We start from the raw sequence: 17,882 nt of genomic DNA, 5'->3' as shown, positions 1-17,882 counted from the left end.
AAGGAACCACGTGCCTGTCAGTCCGGATTCGACCAGTTCAACCCTTTCTGACAGCGCACTTGCTTCTTCGACCGGTGACACCGTGTCCGGGCAGGCTGAGTTCGTCGTCGTAGCGAACCGCCTGCCCGTCGACTTGGAACGGCTTCCCGACGGCACCACCCGCTGGAAGCGAAGCCCCGGTGGACTGGTCACCGCTCTCGAGCCGATCCTGCGCAGCAATCAGGGCGCGTGGGTGGGCTGGGCGGGCGTGCCCGACGCCGATCTCGACCCCATCGTCGAAGACGGACTCGAGCTCTACCCCGTGCCGCTGAGCGCCGAGGAGATCAACGAGTACTACGAGGGGTTCTCCAACGCCACCCTCTGGCCGCTCTATCACGACGTCATCGTCAAACCCGAGTACCACCGCGAATGGTGGAACGCCTACGTCGAGGTGAATCGGCGGTTCGCCGAAGCCACTTCCAAGGCAGCGGCTCAGGGCGCAACCGTCTGGATCCAGGACTACCAGCTGCAGTTGGTACCGAAGATGCTGCGGATGCTGCGCCCCGACCTCACCATCGGATTCTTCCTGCACATTCCGTTTCCCCCGGTCGAGCTGTTCATGCAGATGCCGTGGCGCACCGAGATCGTCGAAGGCCTCCTCGGCGCCGACCTCATCGGCTTCCACCTTCCGGGTGGCGCACAGAACTTCCTCTATCTGGCCAGACGCCTTGCCGGACAGCAGACTTCACGCGGAACCGTCGGCGTCCGCTCCAAACTCGGTGTGGTGCAAGTAGGTTTCCGTAGCGTCCGCGTCGGCGCATTCCCCATCTCCATCGACTCCGGCAAGCTCGACGAGCTATCACGCACCAAGGCAATTCGAGACCGCGCCAAGCAGATTCGCAAAGAACTCGGAAACCCCAAGCACATCATGCTGGGCGTGGACCGCCTCGACTACACCAAGGGCATCGACGTCAGGCTCGCCGCACTCCACGAACTTCTCATGGAGAAGCGCATCGATCCCGCCGACACGGTCATGGTGCAGTTGGCGACCCCGAGCCGCGAACGCGTCGAAAGCTACGTACAGATGCGCGGAGACATCGAGCAGAAGGTCTCCCGGATCAACGGCGAGTTCAGCGAAGTCGGTCGCCCCGTCGTCCACTACATCCATCGGCCGATTCCACGCGACGAACTGGTCGCGTTCTTCGTCGCTGCCGACCTCATGCTGGTCACACCGCTGCGTGACGGTATGAACCTCGTCGCCAAGGAGTACGTCGCCTGCCGCAGTGACCTGGGCGGCGCATTGCTGCTCAGCGAATTCACCGGCGCTGCAGCAGAACTCCGCCAGGCTTTCCTGTGCAATCCCCACGACCTCGACGACGTCAAGGATTCGATGGAGAAGGCCCTCAATCAACCGCGAGAGGACGGCCGACGCCACATGCGTGCGCTACGTCGTCAGGTCCTGACCCACGACGTCGACCGCTGGGCACGCTCGTTCCTCGACGCGCTCGCGCACGGCGGTGCCGCAGGTCCGGCGCTGATCGCCCCGGCCGAAGCACAAGACCACTGAGGACAGTGCACAAAAGGCTGGGGCCGCGGAGAGTGAATCTCCGCGGCCCCAGCCTGTTTCAGGTGATCGACCCCAGCCTGTTTCAGGTGATCGACCCCAGCCTGTTTCAGGTGATCGATCAGAAGGGTTGGACGTTGTTCACGAGCCAACGCCCGTCCTGCTTCTCCAGACTCATCTTGACGCGACTACCACTGGCGACGGCTTCGGGTGATTCCGAAGACGTGGTGATCTGATTGAGGAACAGCATCGTCGTCGCGCTGTCCGCCTCGGCGTCGAGAACCGCGGCGCCCTGGACGACTACCTGAACGGTCAGCGACTTTTCCTTGGCTCCCGGAATGATCACCGATTCGATCAGGTTGGTGAACGTGCCCTGGAAATCGCCCGTCAAACCGTCTGTGGCCGCGTGCAACTGCTGGTCGACGTTGTTGTAGTCGTACTGGAACATCGCAACCGCCTGATCGGAAGAGGCCTGTGCCACTTCGTCTCTGGTCTGATCGATCGCCGCGATGTCACGCGTTCCACCCGGACCGAAGTAGAGATACGCCGACACTGCCGCCAACGCGATGGCCACTGCACTGATGACGCACAGAACGATGGCGAGCGGTGAGACGCGCTTGGGCTTGGACGTCTCGGGGATTACTTCTGGGGTCATGGCACAAACTCCACATTCGAGGCAAGCAACTGCCCGTCGACGTCGCACATGGTGATTCGGAGTCGGTAGTTGCGTTCAGCGGGCGCTTCGTCGCCGTTCTTCTGCATCGCACGCACCGCGACCAATGAAGTCCCGCAATCGCCGTCGGACTTCTCGAACCCGGCTTCGAGTACCTCGCCGTCGGTCTGAACTCCGGCCTGCCCGAGGACGTTGACAAACGAATCCTTGCGTCCGTCGAACTGCGACTTGAACTCGTCGGTGGTGCCGGCGAGGAACTTGTCGAGGTCGGCAGCCGCTGTATCCGCGTGCAGTGTCGTCAGATTCAGTGCGGTGGTCCGGGCACCGGCCACGTAGCGGGCTCGGTCCTCGTCGGCATTGGACGCCTTGTTCCGGTCGACGAGAAGAAACACCGTCAGGGCCGCAAGAGCAACAGCGATCACCGAAGCAACGGCGATCCCGACTACCAACCCGGCCTTGGGCTTCGAACGAACAGGGGTGTCCACAGCAGTTTCTGCGGGGGTTTCGGCGGTGCCGGCCTGCTCAGCCTTGGTCGCGACCTGATCACCGCTGACGACCTTCTCAGGTGGAGTATCGGGCTTGCCCAAAGCAACTGGCGCCGCCGCCTTCTGCTCAGCCACCCTCTGCTCAGTCGCCTTCTGCTCGGCTGGCTTCTGTTCGGCCGACTTCTTTTCGGTGGGCACTACTACCGCGGCAGCGTCTGCATCCGCACCCGTGGGTCCGGCGCTGCGGGACGCGCGACGGCGCACCCGCTGCCCGGCCTGTGGATCTTCGTCTGTCATCAACCCTGCTGACCCTTCATGAACTGTTCGAGACTGACGTCGCCGCCACCGAGGTTCGGTTGCGAGTACGTCCTTCCGTCCGGCCCGATGTACGTGCCTGTAATCGGATCGTACCGACGAGCCGAGACCGAAGGCGTCGACGTGTACGAGCTCGGGGTCGCGGTAATCGGTTCCGGAGGCCCGGATTGCGGGTTCGTGCCCATCGGTACGTAGCCGGAACGGCACTGTTCGACCGTCGGCGCACGACGTCCCGGATACTCCTCGCAGGGAAGGTTTCTCGCGCCGCGCACGGCGATCGGCGAATCCTGGGCAACCTGGCAGAAGAGATCCGACGGCGTCTCGATCGGTGATTCGTCCTTCGGACTGCGCCACTGCTCTGCGGGCAGGAATCCTGTAGTGCACGGCGGCGGGTCGTTGACCTCCATGTGGAAGTCCACCAGTGCACCATCCGCAGCCGGGCCGGAGCCTGCCACCGTGACCAGCGCTGCGGCCAGCGGCGGGTAGATGACCAGAATCTGCTCGATCGCGTTGTTGTAGATCACGCCGACCTGTCCGACGGACACGAGGTTCGCCAGAAGAATCGGCAATGTCGGCTGCATGTCTTGCAGAAGAGCATTCGCCTCCGCCGCTGCGGCCGGCCCCTTCTGGATGACGGCACGCAGATCAGGGTCGCTGGCTCGGAGCTGGTCGGTGAACGTCACCAGATTGCTTGTCCAGGAACGGATGGCGTCGCTGCTGACCACCTGAGTGTCCAGGAGTGGACCGGCCTGCTCGATCAGCGTCTTGGTCGCGTCGGAGTTGTTGTTCGCCTCCTCGACGAACAGCCGAGCCGAGTCGATCAGCTTCTGCAGATCCGGGCCGGCACCGTTGAACGCCTTGAAGGATTCGTCGATGACGGTCTTGAGCTTGGTGTCGGAAATGCTCTGCAGCAACAGATCTGCCTGATCGAGCATCGCGCCGACATCCTGCGGAATGCTGGTTCGGTCTTCGGGAATCACCGATCCGTTTTCCAGATGTCCGTCGACCACGATCGCTCCGGAGCTGTCGGTGTGCGGAATCAGATCGACGAACTGCTCGCCGATCGCCGACACACTCTTGACCGCAGCATCGACGTCCGACGGAACCTTGACGCCACTCTCGAGAGACAGTCGCGCATTTACACCCGTCTCCGAGAGCTCCACCGCGTTCACGACACCGATGGTCTGACCGCGGTAGGTGACGTTCGAGTTCTTGTACAGCCCGCCGGTGGCGGGCAATTCGACAGTGACGTCGTAACGGCCGATACCGACCATCGCCGGAACACGCACGTACTGAGTGGCCATCACGATCAAACCGACAACCGTCAAGACGGCGAAGATGATGAGCTGGATACGGACGAACTTTGTGAGCATCATGGTGCCGGTGCCCCCTGAGGAAGTCCTGGAATGTTGATCGGCGGAAGTCCCGGAATCTGAATGGTATTCGGATCCGCTGCCGGGGCCTGCGCAGCGGGAGCCTGTCCGGCAGGAGCCTGGGCCGGCGGTGCGGCAGGCTTGAGCGGATCGCTCAACGGATTGCCAGTCTGCCCGGCGAGCCCGGCCTGCTTACCCAACACCCCCTCCGGTCCGGAGAGCGTTCCCGCCAACGGAGTTCCGGTGAGGAAGTTCGCGTCGAGTCGGGGCAGCGAGATGTCGATGGTCATCGCCAAGTTGGCGTAGTCACCGCGGATGACGTTGTCGATTCCGTTCTGTGGGAACGGGAACGTCAAGAGGACTCCGAGAACCTGAGTGAGAGCGTTACCCGAATCCGCCAAGGCCTTCAAAGTCGGCGAAAGGGCCCGAACGTTGGTCGCGAAATCGTCGCCGCTCTCCTGGATGACACGGCTCGCCACCTCGCTGAGACCACCGAGGGAGGTCAACGCGTTGGTGATGTCCTGACGCTGAGCGACAAGAATCTCGAGTGCCGGCGGAATACCTTCGAGCGCTTTGTTCAAGGTGTCGTGCTGTGCCTGGACGGTCGAGGACAGTCGATCGAGTCCTTCCATCGCCGAAACGATGTCGCCTCGTTGCTTGTCCAGACTTCCGACCAGCTGATCGAGCTGAGGTAGGAGGTCTCGAACGGAATCTTCACGCCCACCGAGAGCGGCGTTGAGTTCCTTCGTGATGTCCTGAACCTGAGCGAGACCGCCGCCGTTGAGAACAACGGACAGCGACGACAGCGTCTGTTCCGTCGTCGGGTAAGCGCCCGCCCGCTCGATCGGAATCAGGTCACCGGCTTCGAGTCGGCCCTCGGGCTCTTCTCCAACCGGCGGCGCCAACTCGATGTGCTGAGAGCCGAGCAAGCTGGTCTGGCCGATTTTTGCCGTCGCATTGGCAGGCAACTGAACCTCGGGATTCAGCGACACCGTCACCAGAGCGTGCCAACCCTGAACCTCGATGTTCGAAACGCTTCCCACTGCAACGTCATCCACCCGGACGGGCGAATTCTGCGACAGCGTAGTCACGTTCGGCATCTCGATCTGGACCTCGTATGCGCCTTCGCCCCGGCCCTGAGTTCCTGGCATCGGCACAGAGTTGAGACCGTTCCATTCACAACCGCTGGCGCCGAGTGCCACTGCCGTGGCCAACACGGCAACCGTGGTCTTGCGAGCTACCCGCATCAGTTCCCTCCGCCCATGTTGAAGAGTTCGGCGAGATCCTTGGGAACACTCGTCATGGGAGCACCTGACATCGGTCCTGCGACGGTTTCCGGCTGATTCTGACTTGCCGCTTCCAATCCCGGTTCGGTGTAGACGATCTGATCCGGGAAAGCCTGCACGCCCGCGACCGGGTTGAACAGGAATCCGGGGTAGTTGCCGATCATCGTGCTGAGCACCGGCCCGAGGTACTGCTTACACAGGTCGGCACTGTTCTGGGAGTTACCACTGTCGATGCCTTCGATGGAACCACAGATCCACTGGATTGGATTCTTGAAGTTACTCAGTGCAATTGCGCCGGTCATGCTGCCCTGAGCCGGTTTGTAGATCTGATAGAAGTTGGCAAGCGACGTCGGTCCGGAGTGCAGAACCTGCTCGATCTCCGGGCGCTTGTCAGTCAGTACCTGGGTGGCATCGGCCAGACGCGCGACCGATTCGCTCAGTCCCTCGCTGTTGTCCTTGACGAACCGCTGAACGTCGCCCACCGCCAGGTCGAGATCGCTGAGGGCGGTGCCCAACTCGTCGGAGCTGCTTGCGAGAACGCTTGTCACCGAAGCGAGGTGACCGCTGAACTGCACGATCTGCTCGTTGCTCGAGGACAAGGCAGTGACAAACGCCTGCAGGTTCCGAATGGTGGAGAACAAATCGGTCCGGCCTTCGGACAGCGTGTGCATCGTGGCCGAGAGTTCGCGCAGCGTCGACCGAATGGACTCACCGTTACCGTCGAGGTTCGTTCCGACGGTGTCGATGAATCGGCCGAGGGAACCCTGATCGTCCAGACCCTCCGGTCCGAGGGCGTCCGACAGTTTGGTCAGTTCGGTCTTGATCTCGTCCCACTCCACCGGAACGGCGGTGCGCTCGATCGGGATCTCGCCGCCGTTGGGCATCTGTTCCCCGCCGGAGTACACGGGGGTCAATTGCACGAAGCGTGCGGACACGAGGCTTTGAGCAACGATGAGCGCCTTGGCATCTGCCGGAACGTCGACGCTCGAGTCGATCTTCATCTCGACGTACGTGTCCCGATCACGCGGTTCGATCTTCGTCACCTTGCCGACGTTGACACCGAGCACTCGCACGACGTCGCCCTCGTAGAGACCTGTCGTCGAGACGAAGTGCGCGGAGATCTTGGTCTTGCCCAGGCCAGGGATGAAGAGGTAGGCCGCACCCGCCACGAGCAGCGCGACCAGCACTCCCGCTCCGATCAGCACCCACTTCTTGCGTGGGTTGGTGGAGCCCTGTGAATCCTGTGAAGTCATGGTCTCGGTCATTCTCCCGGCCCCCTGATCGTCGGTGGAATGCCGGGGAAGAAGTCTTCCAGGTCGCCCGGAACCTGCTCGGGCGCGACGCTGGTGTCCACCAAGGTCTTCCACCAGTTACTCGGCAGAATGTTGATGATGAAGGCATCGAAGAACGGGCCGCTGGCCACGGTCTCGCCGAGCGCGGTGATGTACGGTCCGAGGCCGTCGAGCGCCCCGGCGATGTTGTCCTTGTTCTGCTGAAGAACCTCGGCGACCGAATTCAGCTTCTCGAGCGTCGGCCCCATCTGAGCCTCGTTCTCCTGCACAAGCGCTGACAGTTGACGTGAGACTGCGCCGGTGTTGACGATCAGTTCGCTGATCGCGTCACGCCGCAAGCTGAGTTCGGCAAACAGCTTGTTGCCGTCAACCAGCAACGAATCGATCTGACCACTTCTGTCGGAGAGGATCTTGGTGACATCTTCGGCCCGCGAGAGCAATTGGAGCAGGCTCTCGTCGCGTGAGTTGATGCTCTGCGAAAGCCGCGTCATTCCGTCCAACGCGGTGCGCAGTTCGGGCGGAGTATCGGCCAGCGTGTCCGAGATCGCGTTGAGCGAATCGTTGATCTGTTCCGTGTCGAGTTCGGACACCGTGGTACCGAGGTCACCCAGAGCGTCGTTGAGCGAGTACGGGGAGTTGGTGCGTTCCACCGGAATCGGCGTGTCCGTGCGCAGCAGTCCGGATCCTTCCGGCCGCACAGCCAACGACTTTCGGCCGAGAACCGTGTTGGTCTTGATGTCGGCCGCGGTCTGCTCGCCCAGGGCGACACCGTCTTGAACGGTGAAGGTGACCAGCACCTTCTGGTCGTCGAGTTCGACGTCGCTGACCTTGCCGACCTTCACGCCGGCCATGGTGACGTCGTCGCCTGTGACCAGGCCGCCGGCATCCTGGAAGTACGCCGAGTAGCGAATGCCGCCGTTGATGAACTGGAGTTGATCGTATTGAAGCGCGGCACCCACGGTTGCCACCGCCAGGACGAGACCGATGACACCGATCTGTACCGGATTGCGTTCACGGGTAGGGGTCATGAGACTTTTGCGCACCTTCCCGTGTCCTGCACTGCCGTGGGCAAGATGATCGTCGTTCCGTCAGGTCCGGAGAACTTGAAAGTGTTGGCGCACAGATAGAACTGGAAGAACGCTCCGTACGTGCCCACTCGGATCAGCTTCCGGTAGTCGGACGGCAGACGACCGAGAGCGGTGTTGATGTCGTCCTTGCCCAGGTCCAGCTGCGTCATCGTTCGGTTGGTCTCCCCGATCAGGGTCTGGATGTCCGGACGTGTCGCCTGCAGCAGCGATGCGAGATCTCCGGTGGCGCCGGCGATCTCGGTGATCGAATTACCGATCGGGCCACTGTCCTTCGCCAATCCACTGACCAACTGCTGGAGCTGATCGATCGTGGTGGAGAACTGATCACCCTTGTCGTTGATCGTGCCGAGTACGTCGTTGAGGTTGGTGATGACGTCCCCGATCAGCTGATCTCGGTCCGCCAACGTGCTGGTGAACGAACTGGTGTTTCCCAGAAGCGAAACCAATGTTCCACCCTGGCCCTGGAGCACCTGGAGCAGGGCCCCGGAGAGGTCGTTGACCTGCTGGGGGTCGAGAGAGCGAAGCAGCGGCTTGAATCCGCCGAGCAGCAGATCCAGATCGAGAGCGGGCGACGTCTGGTCGACTGGAATCGATCCACCTGACGAAAGCGTCTCGGTGGAACCTGCGCCCTCGAGAAGTTCCATGTAACGGTCGCCCACCAGGTTCTCGTAGCGCACAGTCGCTTTAGTGCTCTTCATCAGCGAGTACTTGGTATCGACGTCGAACTCGACCTCGGCCTGGTTGGAGTCACCGATGGACACTCCGGTGACCGACCCGACCGGAACACCGGCGATACGTACCTTGTCGCCGGACTTGAGTCCCGAGACGTCCGAGAAGGTGGCGTGAAATCCGTTGCTACTGCTGAAGCGCACCTGACTGAAGACGATCGCCAGTCCGGCGAAGATGACCGCCATGACGACGGTGAAAATCAGCAGCTTGACCGTGGTCGGTCTCATCACTTCCCGTCTTCCTGCTCGTAGGAGTCACCGAAGAGATACTGGAAAATGGTCGGCACGGTGACGCGCAGTTCGGTGTTGGGAACGAAAGGCACGTTGCCGGTGTTGGTGACTGCGAACGGGGCATGCCCGTCGACCTTCGGATCGAATTCGGGCAGACCATAACAATTGGGTCCACCGGAGGCCGCGACCTTGGGGAGAGATTGCGGGTTCTGGTACGCCTCGGCGCCGTACATGAAGCTCGCGCTCAGCATCAGTGCCGCTTTGTCCCCGGTGCCTGCCAGCGGCTCGAACTTGATCCGGCCGTCGTTCAACCCGACGATGAAGCACGTCAGACCCGACGAGTACTTGTCGAGCAGGGTCGTCGTCGCGGTCAGAGTGTCGAGGGCGGTGGTCAGGTTCTGCTCGTTGTCGGTCAACAACGCGTTGCCGGTGTCCGCGAGGCCGGTGACGTTGAGCAACAGCAAGTCGAGGTTTGCCTGCTCGGCCACGATCGATCCGCTTGTCGCGGTGGCATTGTCGAGGATGCGCATCAGATCCGGTGCCACATCGGCGTACAGGTTGGTGACATCGGCGGCGCCGACCAAGTCTTCCTGAAGCTGCGGCAGAACCGGATTCATCTTCTTCAGATAGGTGTCACCGAGCTCGAGAACCTCACCCAGCGACTCGCCGCGCCCGTTGAGCGCAGTGGAGATCGCGCCGAGTGTGGCGTTGAGCTTTTCCGGTTCGATCTTCGCGAGCACGTCCGAAAGATGTTCGAAGACACTGTTGAACTCGACGGTGACGCTGTCCGAGGCGATGACAGCACCCTCCTGGATCGGCTGGGTCGACGGATCGTCGGGAATCACGATGTTGACGTACTTCGCACCGAACACCGTGGTGGTCTTGATTTCCACCCGGGCGTTCGACGGAATCTTCGACATCTGGCCCGGATCCATCGCCAACTTCAGGTTTGCCTGGTCGCCGACGAGGGAGATCGATTCGACGCGGCCGACCTGCACTCCGCGCAGCTTCACCTTGGCGTTCGGTTCCATGACCAGGCCGGCACGCGCGGACGTCACGGTGATGGGCGTGCTCTTGGTGAACCCACCCGAGAACATGGTGAGAGCAACGGCGACGATCGCCACGAGTCCGAGGACCAGGCCGGCTGCGGCCAACTTCTTGTGCCATCTGGGTACGGTCATCGCTTGCCCGCCTATCCCGACAGGTTGAAGTTGCCGGACCCGCCGTAGATGGCGAGTGAGATGAGCAGGGTGACCGTGACGACCGCGATCAACGAGGCGCGCACTGCGTTACCCACCGCGACACCGACGCCGACCGGGCCACCGGTTGCGTTGAAGCCGTAGTAGGTGTGGATGAGCATGACGGCCAGCGCCATGACTATCGCCTGGGCGAACGACCACAGTATGTCCGTGGGTATCAGGAAGGTCGTGAAGTAGTGGTCGTACACGCCGCCGGACTGGTTGTAGAGGAACACCGTCGCAAAGCGGCTGGCGACGAACGACGCGATCACCGCCAGTGAGTACAGCGGGATGATCGCGATCATGCCGGCCATGACGCGGGTGCTGACCAGATACGGAATCGACGGGATCGCCATCGTCTCCAGGGCGTCGATCTCTTCGGAGACGCGCATCGCACCGAGCTGCGCGGTGGAGCCGGCGCCGATGGTCGCGGCGAGGCCGATTCCGGCGATGACCGGCGCTGCGATGCGAACGTTGATGAAGGCGGCGAAGAAGCCCGTGAGTGCTTCGACACCGATGTTGCCCAGCGAGCTGTAGCCCTGAACGGCGATGGTGCCACCGGTGAACAGCGTCAGGAATCCGACGATCACGACGGTGCCACCGATGACGGCGAGCGCACCGGTGCCCATGCTGATCTCGGCGATCAGTCGCAGAGTTTCACGCGGATAGCGCATCAGCGCCTTGGGAGCGTGACCGAGAGCCTTCGCGAAGAACAGCGCTTGATCACCGATGCTGTCGATACTGCGAGAGATCGAGCCGATCTGTCGACGTGTGCGCGGGAAGCGTCCCGCTGCGGCCAACGCCATCAGATCTCCTCCCGTCCGTCGTTCGTCGTTCTGTTCACTTCGATCTCTCCGACTGCCGTGTGCCTCATCCGGCCGTCAACTTGATACCGATGGTCGTGATGAGCACATTGACGACGAAGAGCGCCATGAACGCGAACACGACGGTCTGGTTGACCGCGTCACCGACGCTCTTGGCGCCGCCCTTGACGTTGAGTCCGAGGTAGGCCGCAACCAGGCCGGCGATCATGCCGAACAGTCCTGCTTTGACCATGGAGAGCATGAGCTCACCGAATCCGGTGAGCAGTGTGATGCCGTTGACGAAGGCGCCGGGATTCACGTCCTGGATGAACACGGAAAAGACGAAACCGCCGAGGATGCCGATGGTGCAGACCAGTCCGTTGAGGAGCAGCGCCACTCCCGTCGACGCGAGCACCCGGGGAACGACCAACCGGTGGATCGGATTGATACCGAGCACCTTCATGGCGTCGATCTCTTCGCGAATGGTTCTGGCCGAGAGGTCCGCGCAGATGGCGGTTGCGCCGGCGCCGGCGACGATCAGCACGGTGACGATGGGGCCGACCTGTGTGACGGTACCGAGCGCAGCTCCGGCACCACTGAGGTCGGCTGCACCGATCTCGCGCAAGAGAATGTTGATGGTGAAGCTGACCAGCACCGTGAACGGGATTGCGACCAGCACCGTCGGCACCATCGAGACTCGCGCCACGAACCAGGCCTGATCGATGAACTCTTGACGCTGGAAGGGGCGGGAGAAGACTGCCCTCAAGGTTTGGGCGGACATCTGAAAGAAGCCACCGACCGCTCGTAATGGCACCTCGACGAGGTCTACCATTCGCCCTCCTCGTCCTTGGTTGCCGCAGTACTGTCTGTTCTCATAGTCCAGCCCCCGACAGCTTGTGACTCAGGTCATATTAACTAGAACGTGTTCACCTGTCAAAAACAAGTGTCCAACTCTAAGAAGTAGCCTCACGGCGACGATCCGAAACCCGAAGGTTCGGGCCATGGGAAGCATCCCTTTTTGGTGCGAATTTCGCCGAAATATACTGGAAATTAATACTTTTGAATGATCAGCACTTATCGGCGCCGGATCGAGACCCTGCTACCGCGCCAGCCTTGACCGGCCACGTCGATCGAATATCGCATCGTTCACAGGAATGCAAAATTGGAACACAGTCTAGTTTTTTCGAGACCATTGGTCTCGTTGTGGAACGCAAGCAGAGTGCCGCGCCCACCGACTCGTGAACACGCTATTTCTACCAGGAAGTGGACACGTAGACCGTCTAAGTGTGAACAACGGTTCTACGTGTCGCGCACCTGAGAATCAGACCCGTCGATCAGCCCAACGCGCGCAGGGCCGCCGATGCCGAGAACATCTTTGCCGGGTCACGGTCAGCGAAGTAGTCACCCATCACCGCGGACAGCGTTTCCGGCGACCAGGAATCTCCCTCGGCGTCGAACCGCTGCTCGACGACGGGCGCCGCCATCAGCGCAACCATCGGTCCGTACACCACGAATACCTGACCGTTGACGGCGTCGGCCGCCGGTGACGCCAGGTACGAGACGAGCGATGCCACATGCTCGGGCGAGAGCGGATCGATGCCGTCGGCCGGCGCGTCACCGAACACACCTTCGGTCATCGACGTCCGTGCCCGCGGGCAGATCGCGTTGGCCCGAACGCCATAGCGCGAGAGCCCACGTGCGGCCGACAACGTCAGCGCCGTGATTCCGGCTTTTGCAGCGCCGTAGTTGGGCTGCCCTTCCGGTCCGAGAAGGCCCGCCTCCGAAGAAGTGTTGACGATGCGCCCGTACACCGGCGCCCCGGCTTCCTTGGATTTCGCCCGCCAGTAGGCAGCGGCGTTGCGGCACAGGAGGAAATGGCCGCGAAGATGAACTTCGAGGACCAGATCCCAGTCTTCGTCGGACATGTTGAACAGCATCCGGTCGCGTACGACGCCGGCATTGTTGACGACGATGTCGACGCTGCCGAACTGTCCCTGCGCTGCTTCCATCAGTGCGTCGGCGGTAGAACGCTCACCGACGTTGCCTGCCACGAATTCGACTTTGGCGCCGAGACCGCGGATCTCCTCGAGCGTTGCTTCGACGGCCTCGTTCGGGGCCAGATCGTTGACGACCAACGACGCACCGGCCTTCGCCAGACCGATGGCCTCGAACTTTCCGAGCCCCGATCCGGCACCGGTCACGATGGCGACCTTGCCTTCGAGACTGGTTTCTGGGCTGTTCACAGCATTCATCGAAGCGCTCTCCCGGTTCTCTGCGGTCGTGTGTCGAGTTACCCGGCTCGATTGCCGTGACCCACGAGTTCGCAACTTTAGAACGTGTTCTTGTTTTGGGCAACCATCGTCACGGATGTTCGGTCAGCGCCGCACGCGGGCACTGAGCGATTGCCGAACGGACATCTTCCCAGCGATCCTCCGGCGGACGCACGGAACTGATCACGAGCTCCTCGTTGTCATCGAGGTCGAAAATATCGGGGGCGATCCCCACGCACACACCGTTTGCCTCGCAACGGTCCAGATCAACCCTGACCTCCATGGCGATTCCTCTTCTCTACTCACTACTACTGGCACGAACACGGATACGAAACGAGTGCCGCAGGGCTGTGCCGCACACCGTTCCTGGCGATAACACTAGAACCTGTTTCAGTCGTGTGCAATGATTCGAAAAAGTACCGAGAACGGACGTCGAACGATCCGCCGGAGACGGCGAGAGCGTCCCTTGTCGCCGATGTACGCATCGATAGAACCTGTGTCAATCGAATGGTTGGCGCTTTGATTCGTATCTCTATGGAGAGGTAACCATGCACATCACCTACACCCCTGAGCAGCAACAGCTCCAGGAGGAGTTGCGTGCCTACTTCGCACAACTGATGACTCCCGAGCGGCGTGAAGCACTCGCTGCCACGACGGGTGAGTACGGCGAAGGCAATGTGTACCGCGAAGTCGTCGCGCAGATGGGCCAGGACGGCTGGCTCACGCTGGGTTGGCCGAAAGAGTACGGCGGACAGGAACGCTCCGCGATGGACCAGCTGATCTTCACCGACGAAGCTGCCATTGCCGGTGCGCCCGTGCCGTTCCTGACGATCAATTCCGTAGCGCCGACAATCATGCATTTCGGGACGGACGAGCAGAAGGCCTTCTTCCTGCCCAAGATCTCCCGCGGTGAGCTCCACTTCGCGATCGGTTACTCCGAGCCCGAGGCCGGCACCGACCTGGCGTCTCTGCGCACGTCGGCCGTCCGTGACGGTGACGATTACGTCATCAACGGGCAGAAGATGTGGACGAGCCTGATCCAGTACGCCGACTACGTGTGGTTGGCGTGCCGCACCGATCCGGAAGCCAAGAAGCACAAGGGAATCAGCATGCTGATCGTCCCGACCACCGCAGAAGGCTTCTCCTACACCCCGGTTCACACCATGGCCGGCCCCGACACCAGCGCCACTTACTACCAGGACGTACGGGTCCCGGCGTCGTCGATAGTCGGCCAGGAACACGGCGGCTGGGCACTGATCACCAATCAGCTCAACCACGAGCGTGTTGCCCTCACCTCGGCCGGACCGATTCTGACCGCGCAGCGTGAGGTCCGCGAGTGGGCACAGAACACCAAGCTGCCCGACGGCCGACGCATGATCGACCAGGAATGGGTGCAGATCAATCTGGCTCGCGTGCATGCCAAGGCCGAGTACCTGAAGTTGATGAACTGGGAAATCGCCTCCGCAACCGATCACGCTCCCGGTCCCGAAGCGGCGTCGGCCAACAAGGTGTTCGGTACCGAATTCGCCACCGAGGCTTACCGCTTGCTGATGGAGATCCTCGGATCCTCCGCCACGATCAGGCAGAACTCCCCCGGCGCTCTTCTACGTGGACGCATCGAACGCATGCATCGTTCTTCGCTGATCCTGACGTTCGGCGGCGGTACCAACGAAGTGCAACGCGACATCATCGGCATGACAGCTCTGCGGCTTCCCGCATCGAAGCGATAAGGACCAACGATCATGGAATTCACCCTTACCGAGGCCCAGCAGGACCTGTCCGGACTGACACGATCCGTCGTCACCGAACTGGTCACCAACGACCGCCTTCGTGAACTCGACGCCGCCGAAGACCGTTTCGACGCCCTCTTGTGGAACGCTCTGGCTTCGGCCGGCGTTCTCGGCGCGGCCCTTCCGGAATCGGTGGGCGGCGACGGATTCGGTGTCCTCGAGCAGTGCAGCATCCTGGCCGAACTCGGCCGCGGCGTCGCAGCTGTTCCGTTCCTGACGTCCATCGTCGGGTCCGCCGCAGCGATAGCCGAATTCGGCTCGGACAAGCAGCGCGACGACTGGGCAAGCGCTGCCGCTGCCGGTGAGAAGATACTCACCGCGGCCCTCGCCGAGGAATACAACGACGACCCGGCACACCCGATCACGCGTGCCGAGAAGACCGCCGATGGTTGGCGCATCGACGGAGCCAAGATCACCGTCGACAGTGCTCCGCTCGCAGATCTGTTCCTCGTCCCTGCCATCACCGAGGACGGTGTCGCGGTCTTCCTCGTCGAACCGTCGGACGCGGGCGTGAGCATTACCAGGCAATCGACCACGGATTTCTCGAGTGCGGCCCTGGTCGAGTTCGATTCGGTGCAGATCCCGGCCGATCGTGTACTCGGCTCGGTTGCCCAAGGATCCGACATCGCGGCGTGGATCGTCGAACGAATTCAGCTCGGTTCCAGCGCCTACCAGTACGGGGTGCTCGATCAAGCGCTGAAGCTGACCGCCGAATACGCCACCGAGCGTGTGCAGTTCGGCCGTCCGATCGGTAGTTTCCAGGCCGTGGCCCAGCGCCTCGCCGACGGCTACATCGACGTCAAGGGCGTGCGCCTGACTCTCTGGGCCGCAGCGTGGCGTCTGAGCGAAGGACTTCCGTCCGACGGGGCCGTGCAGACGGCCAAGTTCTGGGCTGCAGATGCGGGACACCGCGTCGGGCACACCGCTGTTCACGTTCACGGCGGTGTTGGTCTGGACGAGGACCATCCGGTTCACCGCTACTTCCTCGCGGCCAAGCATCACGAGTTCCTGCTCGGCAACGCAACAGATCAGCTTCGCGCACTGGGCAAGGAACTTGCCGCAGTTCCTGCCTGAGTGCGTCCCACCGAGTGGAAATCCATGACCTGGTCCGAGACGAATCGATGATGATGCAGCTATGAGTCAGAGCCCCACTGTTTCCGATCTACTCCTCGGAGTCAGCGAGATCGACGACCGCGGTATCCGTTTCGAGGACCAGGTCATCACCTGGCGCGAGCACATTCAAGGCTCGTTCGATCGAGCAGCGCTGCTGGACACGCTGCTCGATCGAACGCGCCCCCGGCATTTCGGTCTTCTGATGGAGAACGTCCCCGAATTCTCACTACTGCTCGGCGCAGCATCGTTCTCGGGTTCGGTTGCTGCCGGACTGAACACGACCAGGCGCGGCCCGGCATTGGCGCGAGACATCCAACTCTCCGACTGTCAGGTCATCTTCACCGAGAACAACCAGGCACATCTACTCGACGACGTCGATCTCGGTGACGTCCGGGTGATCAACGTGGATTCTCCGGCCTGGACGCAATTGTTGGCGCCCTTCGCCGATACGCCGGCCTACGCGTCGACGGCGCAGCCCGACGATCTGTTGATGCTCATTTTCACTTCCGGAACAAGCGGTGATCCCAAAGCGGTTCGGTGCACGCACCACAAGTTGGCCTCTCCCGGAGTCATGCTTGCCGATCGTTTCGGGCTCGGCGCCGACGACGTCGTCTACATGGCGATGCCCATGTTCCATTCCAACGCCATGATGGCGGCGTGGACGGTCGCGCTGCACGCTCGTGCGGGAATTGCCATGCGCCGCAAGTTCTCCGCTTCGGGCTTTCTGCCCGACGTTCACAAGTACGGAATCACGTACTCCAACTACGTCGGAAAGCCGTTGTCCTTCATCGCTTCCACCCCCGAGGTGCCGAACGAGCGGGACAACACCTTGAAGATCATGTACGGCAACGAGGGTTCGGCGCCCGCCGTCGCCACCTTCATCCGGCGCTTCGATGCCCGCGTCATCGACGGGTTCGGTTCCACCGAGGGCGGCATTTCGATTTCCGCGGCGCCGGTGCCGAGGACCGGCGCCCTCGGACTTCTCCCGGACGGAGTCAAGATCCTCGATCCCGAGACCGGAGCCCCATGCCCGCCTGCAGTCTTCGACGCTGACGGCCGGATCACCAATGCCGACGAGGCAACCGGTGAACTGGTCAACGTCACCGGCCCAGGCACATTCGCCGGGTACTACAAGAACCCGGAAGCCGACGCCGAGCGAATGCGCAACGGCCAGTACTGGAGCGGCGATCTGGCGTACACCGACGTCGACGGCTACGTCTACTTCGCGGGACGCAGTTCCGGTTGGCTACGAGTGGACGGCGAGAACATCGGCGCCGCACCCATCGAACGCTCGCTCGTCGGTTACCCGGGCTTCGCGCAGGTGTCCGTGTACGCAGTCCCCGACAGCGATGTCGGCGACCGCGTCATGGCGTCGGTGATTCCGGTCGGCGACGTCGACAACTTCGACCCGGCAGCCGTAGCCGAATACATCGATTCCCGGCCGGAACTCGGGCCGAAGCAGAAGCCGACCTTGATCCGCGTGTGCAGTGAGTTCCCTAGAACGGCGACGTTCAAGGTGGTCACTCGAACGCAGAGCGCCGAACGATGGAACACATCCGATCCGGTGTGGATCCGCCGGCGCGGAGAATCCGACTTCCAATTACTCACTCCCGAAATGGCACTCGGCCTCGAGAAGACGCGAGAGCCCGTCTAG

At 62.0% G+C, this 17,882-nt stretch carries 16 protein-coding genes; 4 read left to right on the top strand and 12 right to left on the bottom strand.

What is annotated here, in order from left to right; genetic code table 11:
- Positions 1-82 precede the first annotated feature (82 nt).
- A complete protein-coding gene (locus tag QMA15_RS26400) occupies positions 83-1,546 on the top strand; it encodes a trehalose-6-phosphate synthase (RefSeq protein ID WP_020906320.1) in 1,464 nt (487 codons plus the stop codon).
- A gap of 118 nt (positions 1,547-1,664) precedes the next feature.
- On the opposite strand, the gene QMA15_RS26395 is transcribed toward QMA15_RS26400, so the two are convergent.
- The 12 genes from QMA15_RS26395 to QMA15_RS26340 form a co-directional block, all read right to left on the bottom strand.
- Positions 1,665-2,198 (bottom strand): twin-arginine translocation pathway signal, encoded by a 534-nt coding sequence (locus QMA15_RS26395; RefSeq protein ID WP_019747004.1) that lies wholly within the window; start codon positions 2,196-2,198, stop codon positions 1,665-1,667.
- Positions 2,195-2,998: a hypothetical protein gene (locus QMA15_RS26390; RefSeq protein WP_290287147.1), complete on the bottom strand. Its 804-nt coding sequence runs from the start codon at positions 2,996-2,998 to the stop codon at positions 2,195-2,197. The genes QMA15_RS26395 and QMA15_RS26390 overlap by 4 nt, the downstream gene beginning before the upstream one ends.
- Positions 2,998-4,392 carry an MlaD family protein gene (locus tag QMA15_RS26385; RefSeq protein WP_020906318.1) on the bottom strand — a complete coding sequence of 465 codons (1,395 nt, stop codon included), beginning with the start codon at positions 4,390-4,392 and terminating at the stop codon, positions 2,998-3,000. The genes QMA15_RS26390 and QMA15_RS26385 overlap by 1 nt, the downstream gene beginning before the upstream one ends.
- The gene (locus QMA15_RS26380) at positions 4,389-5,636 is read right to left on the bottom strand and encodes an MCE family protein (RefSeq protein WP_007734342.1); all 1,248 of its coding nucleotides are present in this window, start codon (positions 5,634-5,636) and stop codon (positions 4,389-4,391) included. Before QMA15_RS26380 ends, QMA15_RS26385 begins: the two co-directional genes overlap by 4 nt.
- Positions 5,636-6,940, bottom strand: a complete 1,305-nt coding sequence (locus QMA15_RS26375) for an MCE family protein (protein ID WP_019747000.1) — start codon at positions 6,938-6,940, stop codon at positions 5,636-5,638. The genes QMA15_RS26380 and QMA15_RS26375 overlap by 1 nt, the downstream gene beginning before the upstream one ends.
- Complete coding sequence (locus QMA15_RS26370) at positions 6,937-7,995, bottom strand: MCE family protein (RefSeq protein ID WP_003945728.1); 1,059 nt, start codon at positions 7,993-7,995, stop codon at positions 6,937-6,939. The genes QMA15_RS26375 and QMA15_RS26370 overlap by 4 nt, the downstream gene beginning before the upstream one ends.
- Positions 7,992-9,011 carry an MCE family protein gene (locus tag QMA15_RS26365; RefSeq protein ID WP_019746999.1) on the bottom strand — a complete coding sequence of 340 codons (1,020 nt, stop codon included), beginning with the start codon at positions 9,009-9,011 and terminating at the stop codon, positions 7,992-7,994. The genes QMA15_RS26370 and QMA15_RS26365 overlap by 4 nt, the downstream gene beginning before the upstream one ends.
- Positions 9,011-10,195, bottom strand: coding sequence for an MCE family protein (locus tag QMA15_RS26360; RefSeq protein ID WP_290287146.1), 1,185 nt, complete (start codon positions 10,193-10,195; stop codon positions 9,011-9,013). The genes QMA15_RS26365 and QMA15_RS26360 overlap by 1 nt, the downstream gene beginning before the upstream one ends.
- A gap of 11 nt (positions 10,196-10,206) precedes the next feature.
- On the bottom strand, positions 10,207-11,058 hold the full coding sequence (locus tag QMA15_RS26355; RefSeq protein WP_003945759.1) for an ABC transporter permease: 852 nt from the start codon (positions 11,056-11,058) through the stop codon (positions 10,207-10,209).
- Positions 11,059-11,122: 64 nt separating this feature from the next.
- Complete coding sequence (locus QMA15_RS26350) at positions 11,123-11,887, bottom strand: ABC transporter permease (protein ID WP_003945687.1); 765 nt, start codon at positions 11,885-11,887, stop codon at positions 11,123-11,125.
- 502 nt (positions 11,888-12,389) lie between these two features.
- The gene (locus tag QMA15_RS26345) at positions 12,390-13,307 is read right to left on the bottom strand and encodes a 3-oxoacyl-ACP reductase (protein ID WP_007734334.1); all 918 of its coding nucleotides are present in this window, start codon (positions 13,305-13,307) and stop codon (positions 12,390-12,392) included.
- A 109-nt stretch (positions 13,308-13,416) separates the two neighbouring features.
- On the bottom strand, positions 13,417-13,608 hold the full coding sequence (locus tag QMA15_RS26340; RefSeq protein WP_007734330.1) for a ferredoxin: 192 nt from the start codon (positions 13,606-13,608) through the stop codon (positions 13,417-13,419).
- 265 nt (positions 13,609-13,873) lie between these two features.
- Between QMA15_RS26340 and QMA15_RS26335 the strand changes: the two genes are divergently transcribed.
- From QMA15_RS26335 to QMA15_RS26325, 3 genes are all read left to right on the top strand, one after another.
- Positions 13,874-15,055, top strand: coding sequence for an acyl-CoA dehydrogenase family protein (locus tag QMA15_RS26335; protein ID WP_003945878.1), 1,182 nt, complete (start codon positions 13,874-13,876; stop codon positions 15,053-15,055).
- Between the two features lie 12 nt (positions 15,056-15,067).
- On the top strand, positions 15,068-16,189 hold the full coding sequence (locus tag QMA15_RS26330) for an acyl-CoA dehydrogenase family protein (RefSeq protein ID WP_020968503.1): 1,122 nt from the start codon (positions 15,068-15,070) through the stop codon (positions 16,187-16,189).
- Positions 16,190-16,250: 61 nt separating this feature from the next.
- Positions 16,251-17,882: a long-chain-fatty-acid--CoA ligase gene (locus tag QMA15_RS26325; protein ID WP_279163103.1), complete on the top strand. Its 1,632-nt coding sequence runs from the start codon at positions 16,251-16,253 to the stop codon at positions 17,880-17,882.

The organism is Rhodococcus sp. APC 3903 (assembly GCF_030407755.1).
Taxonomy (GTDB): domain Bacteria; phylum Actinomycetota; class Actinomycetes; order Mycobacteriales; family Mycobacteriaceae; genus Rhodococcus_F; species Rhodococcus_F erythropolis.
The sequence above is the reverse complement of the archived record's forward strand: the minus strand, read 5'-3'. Positions and strand labels throughout refer to the sequence as shown.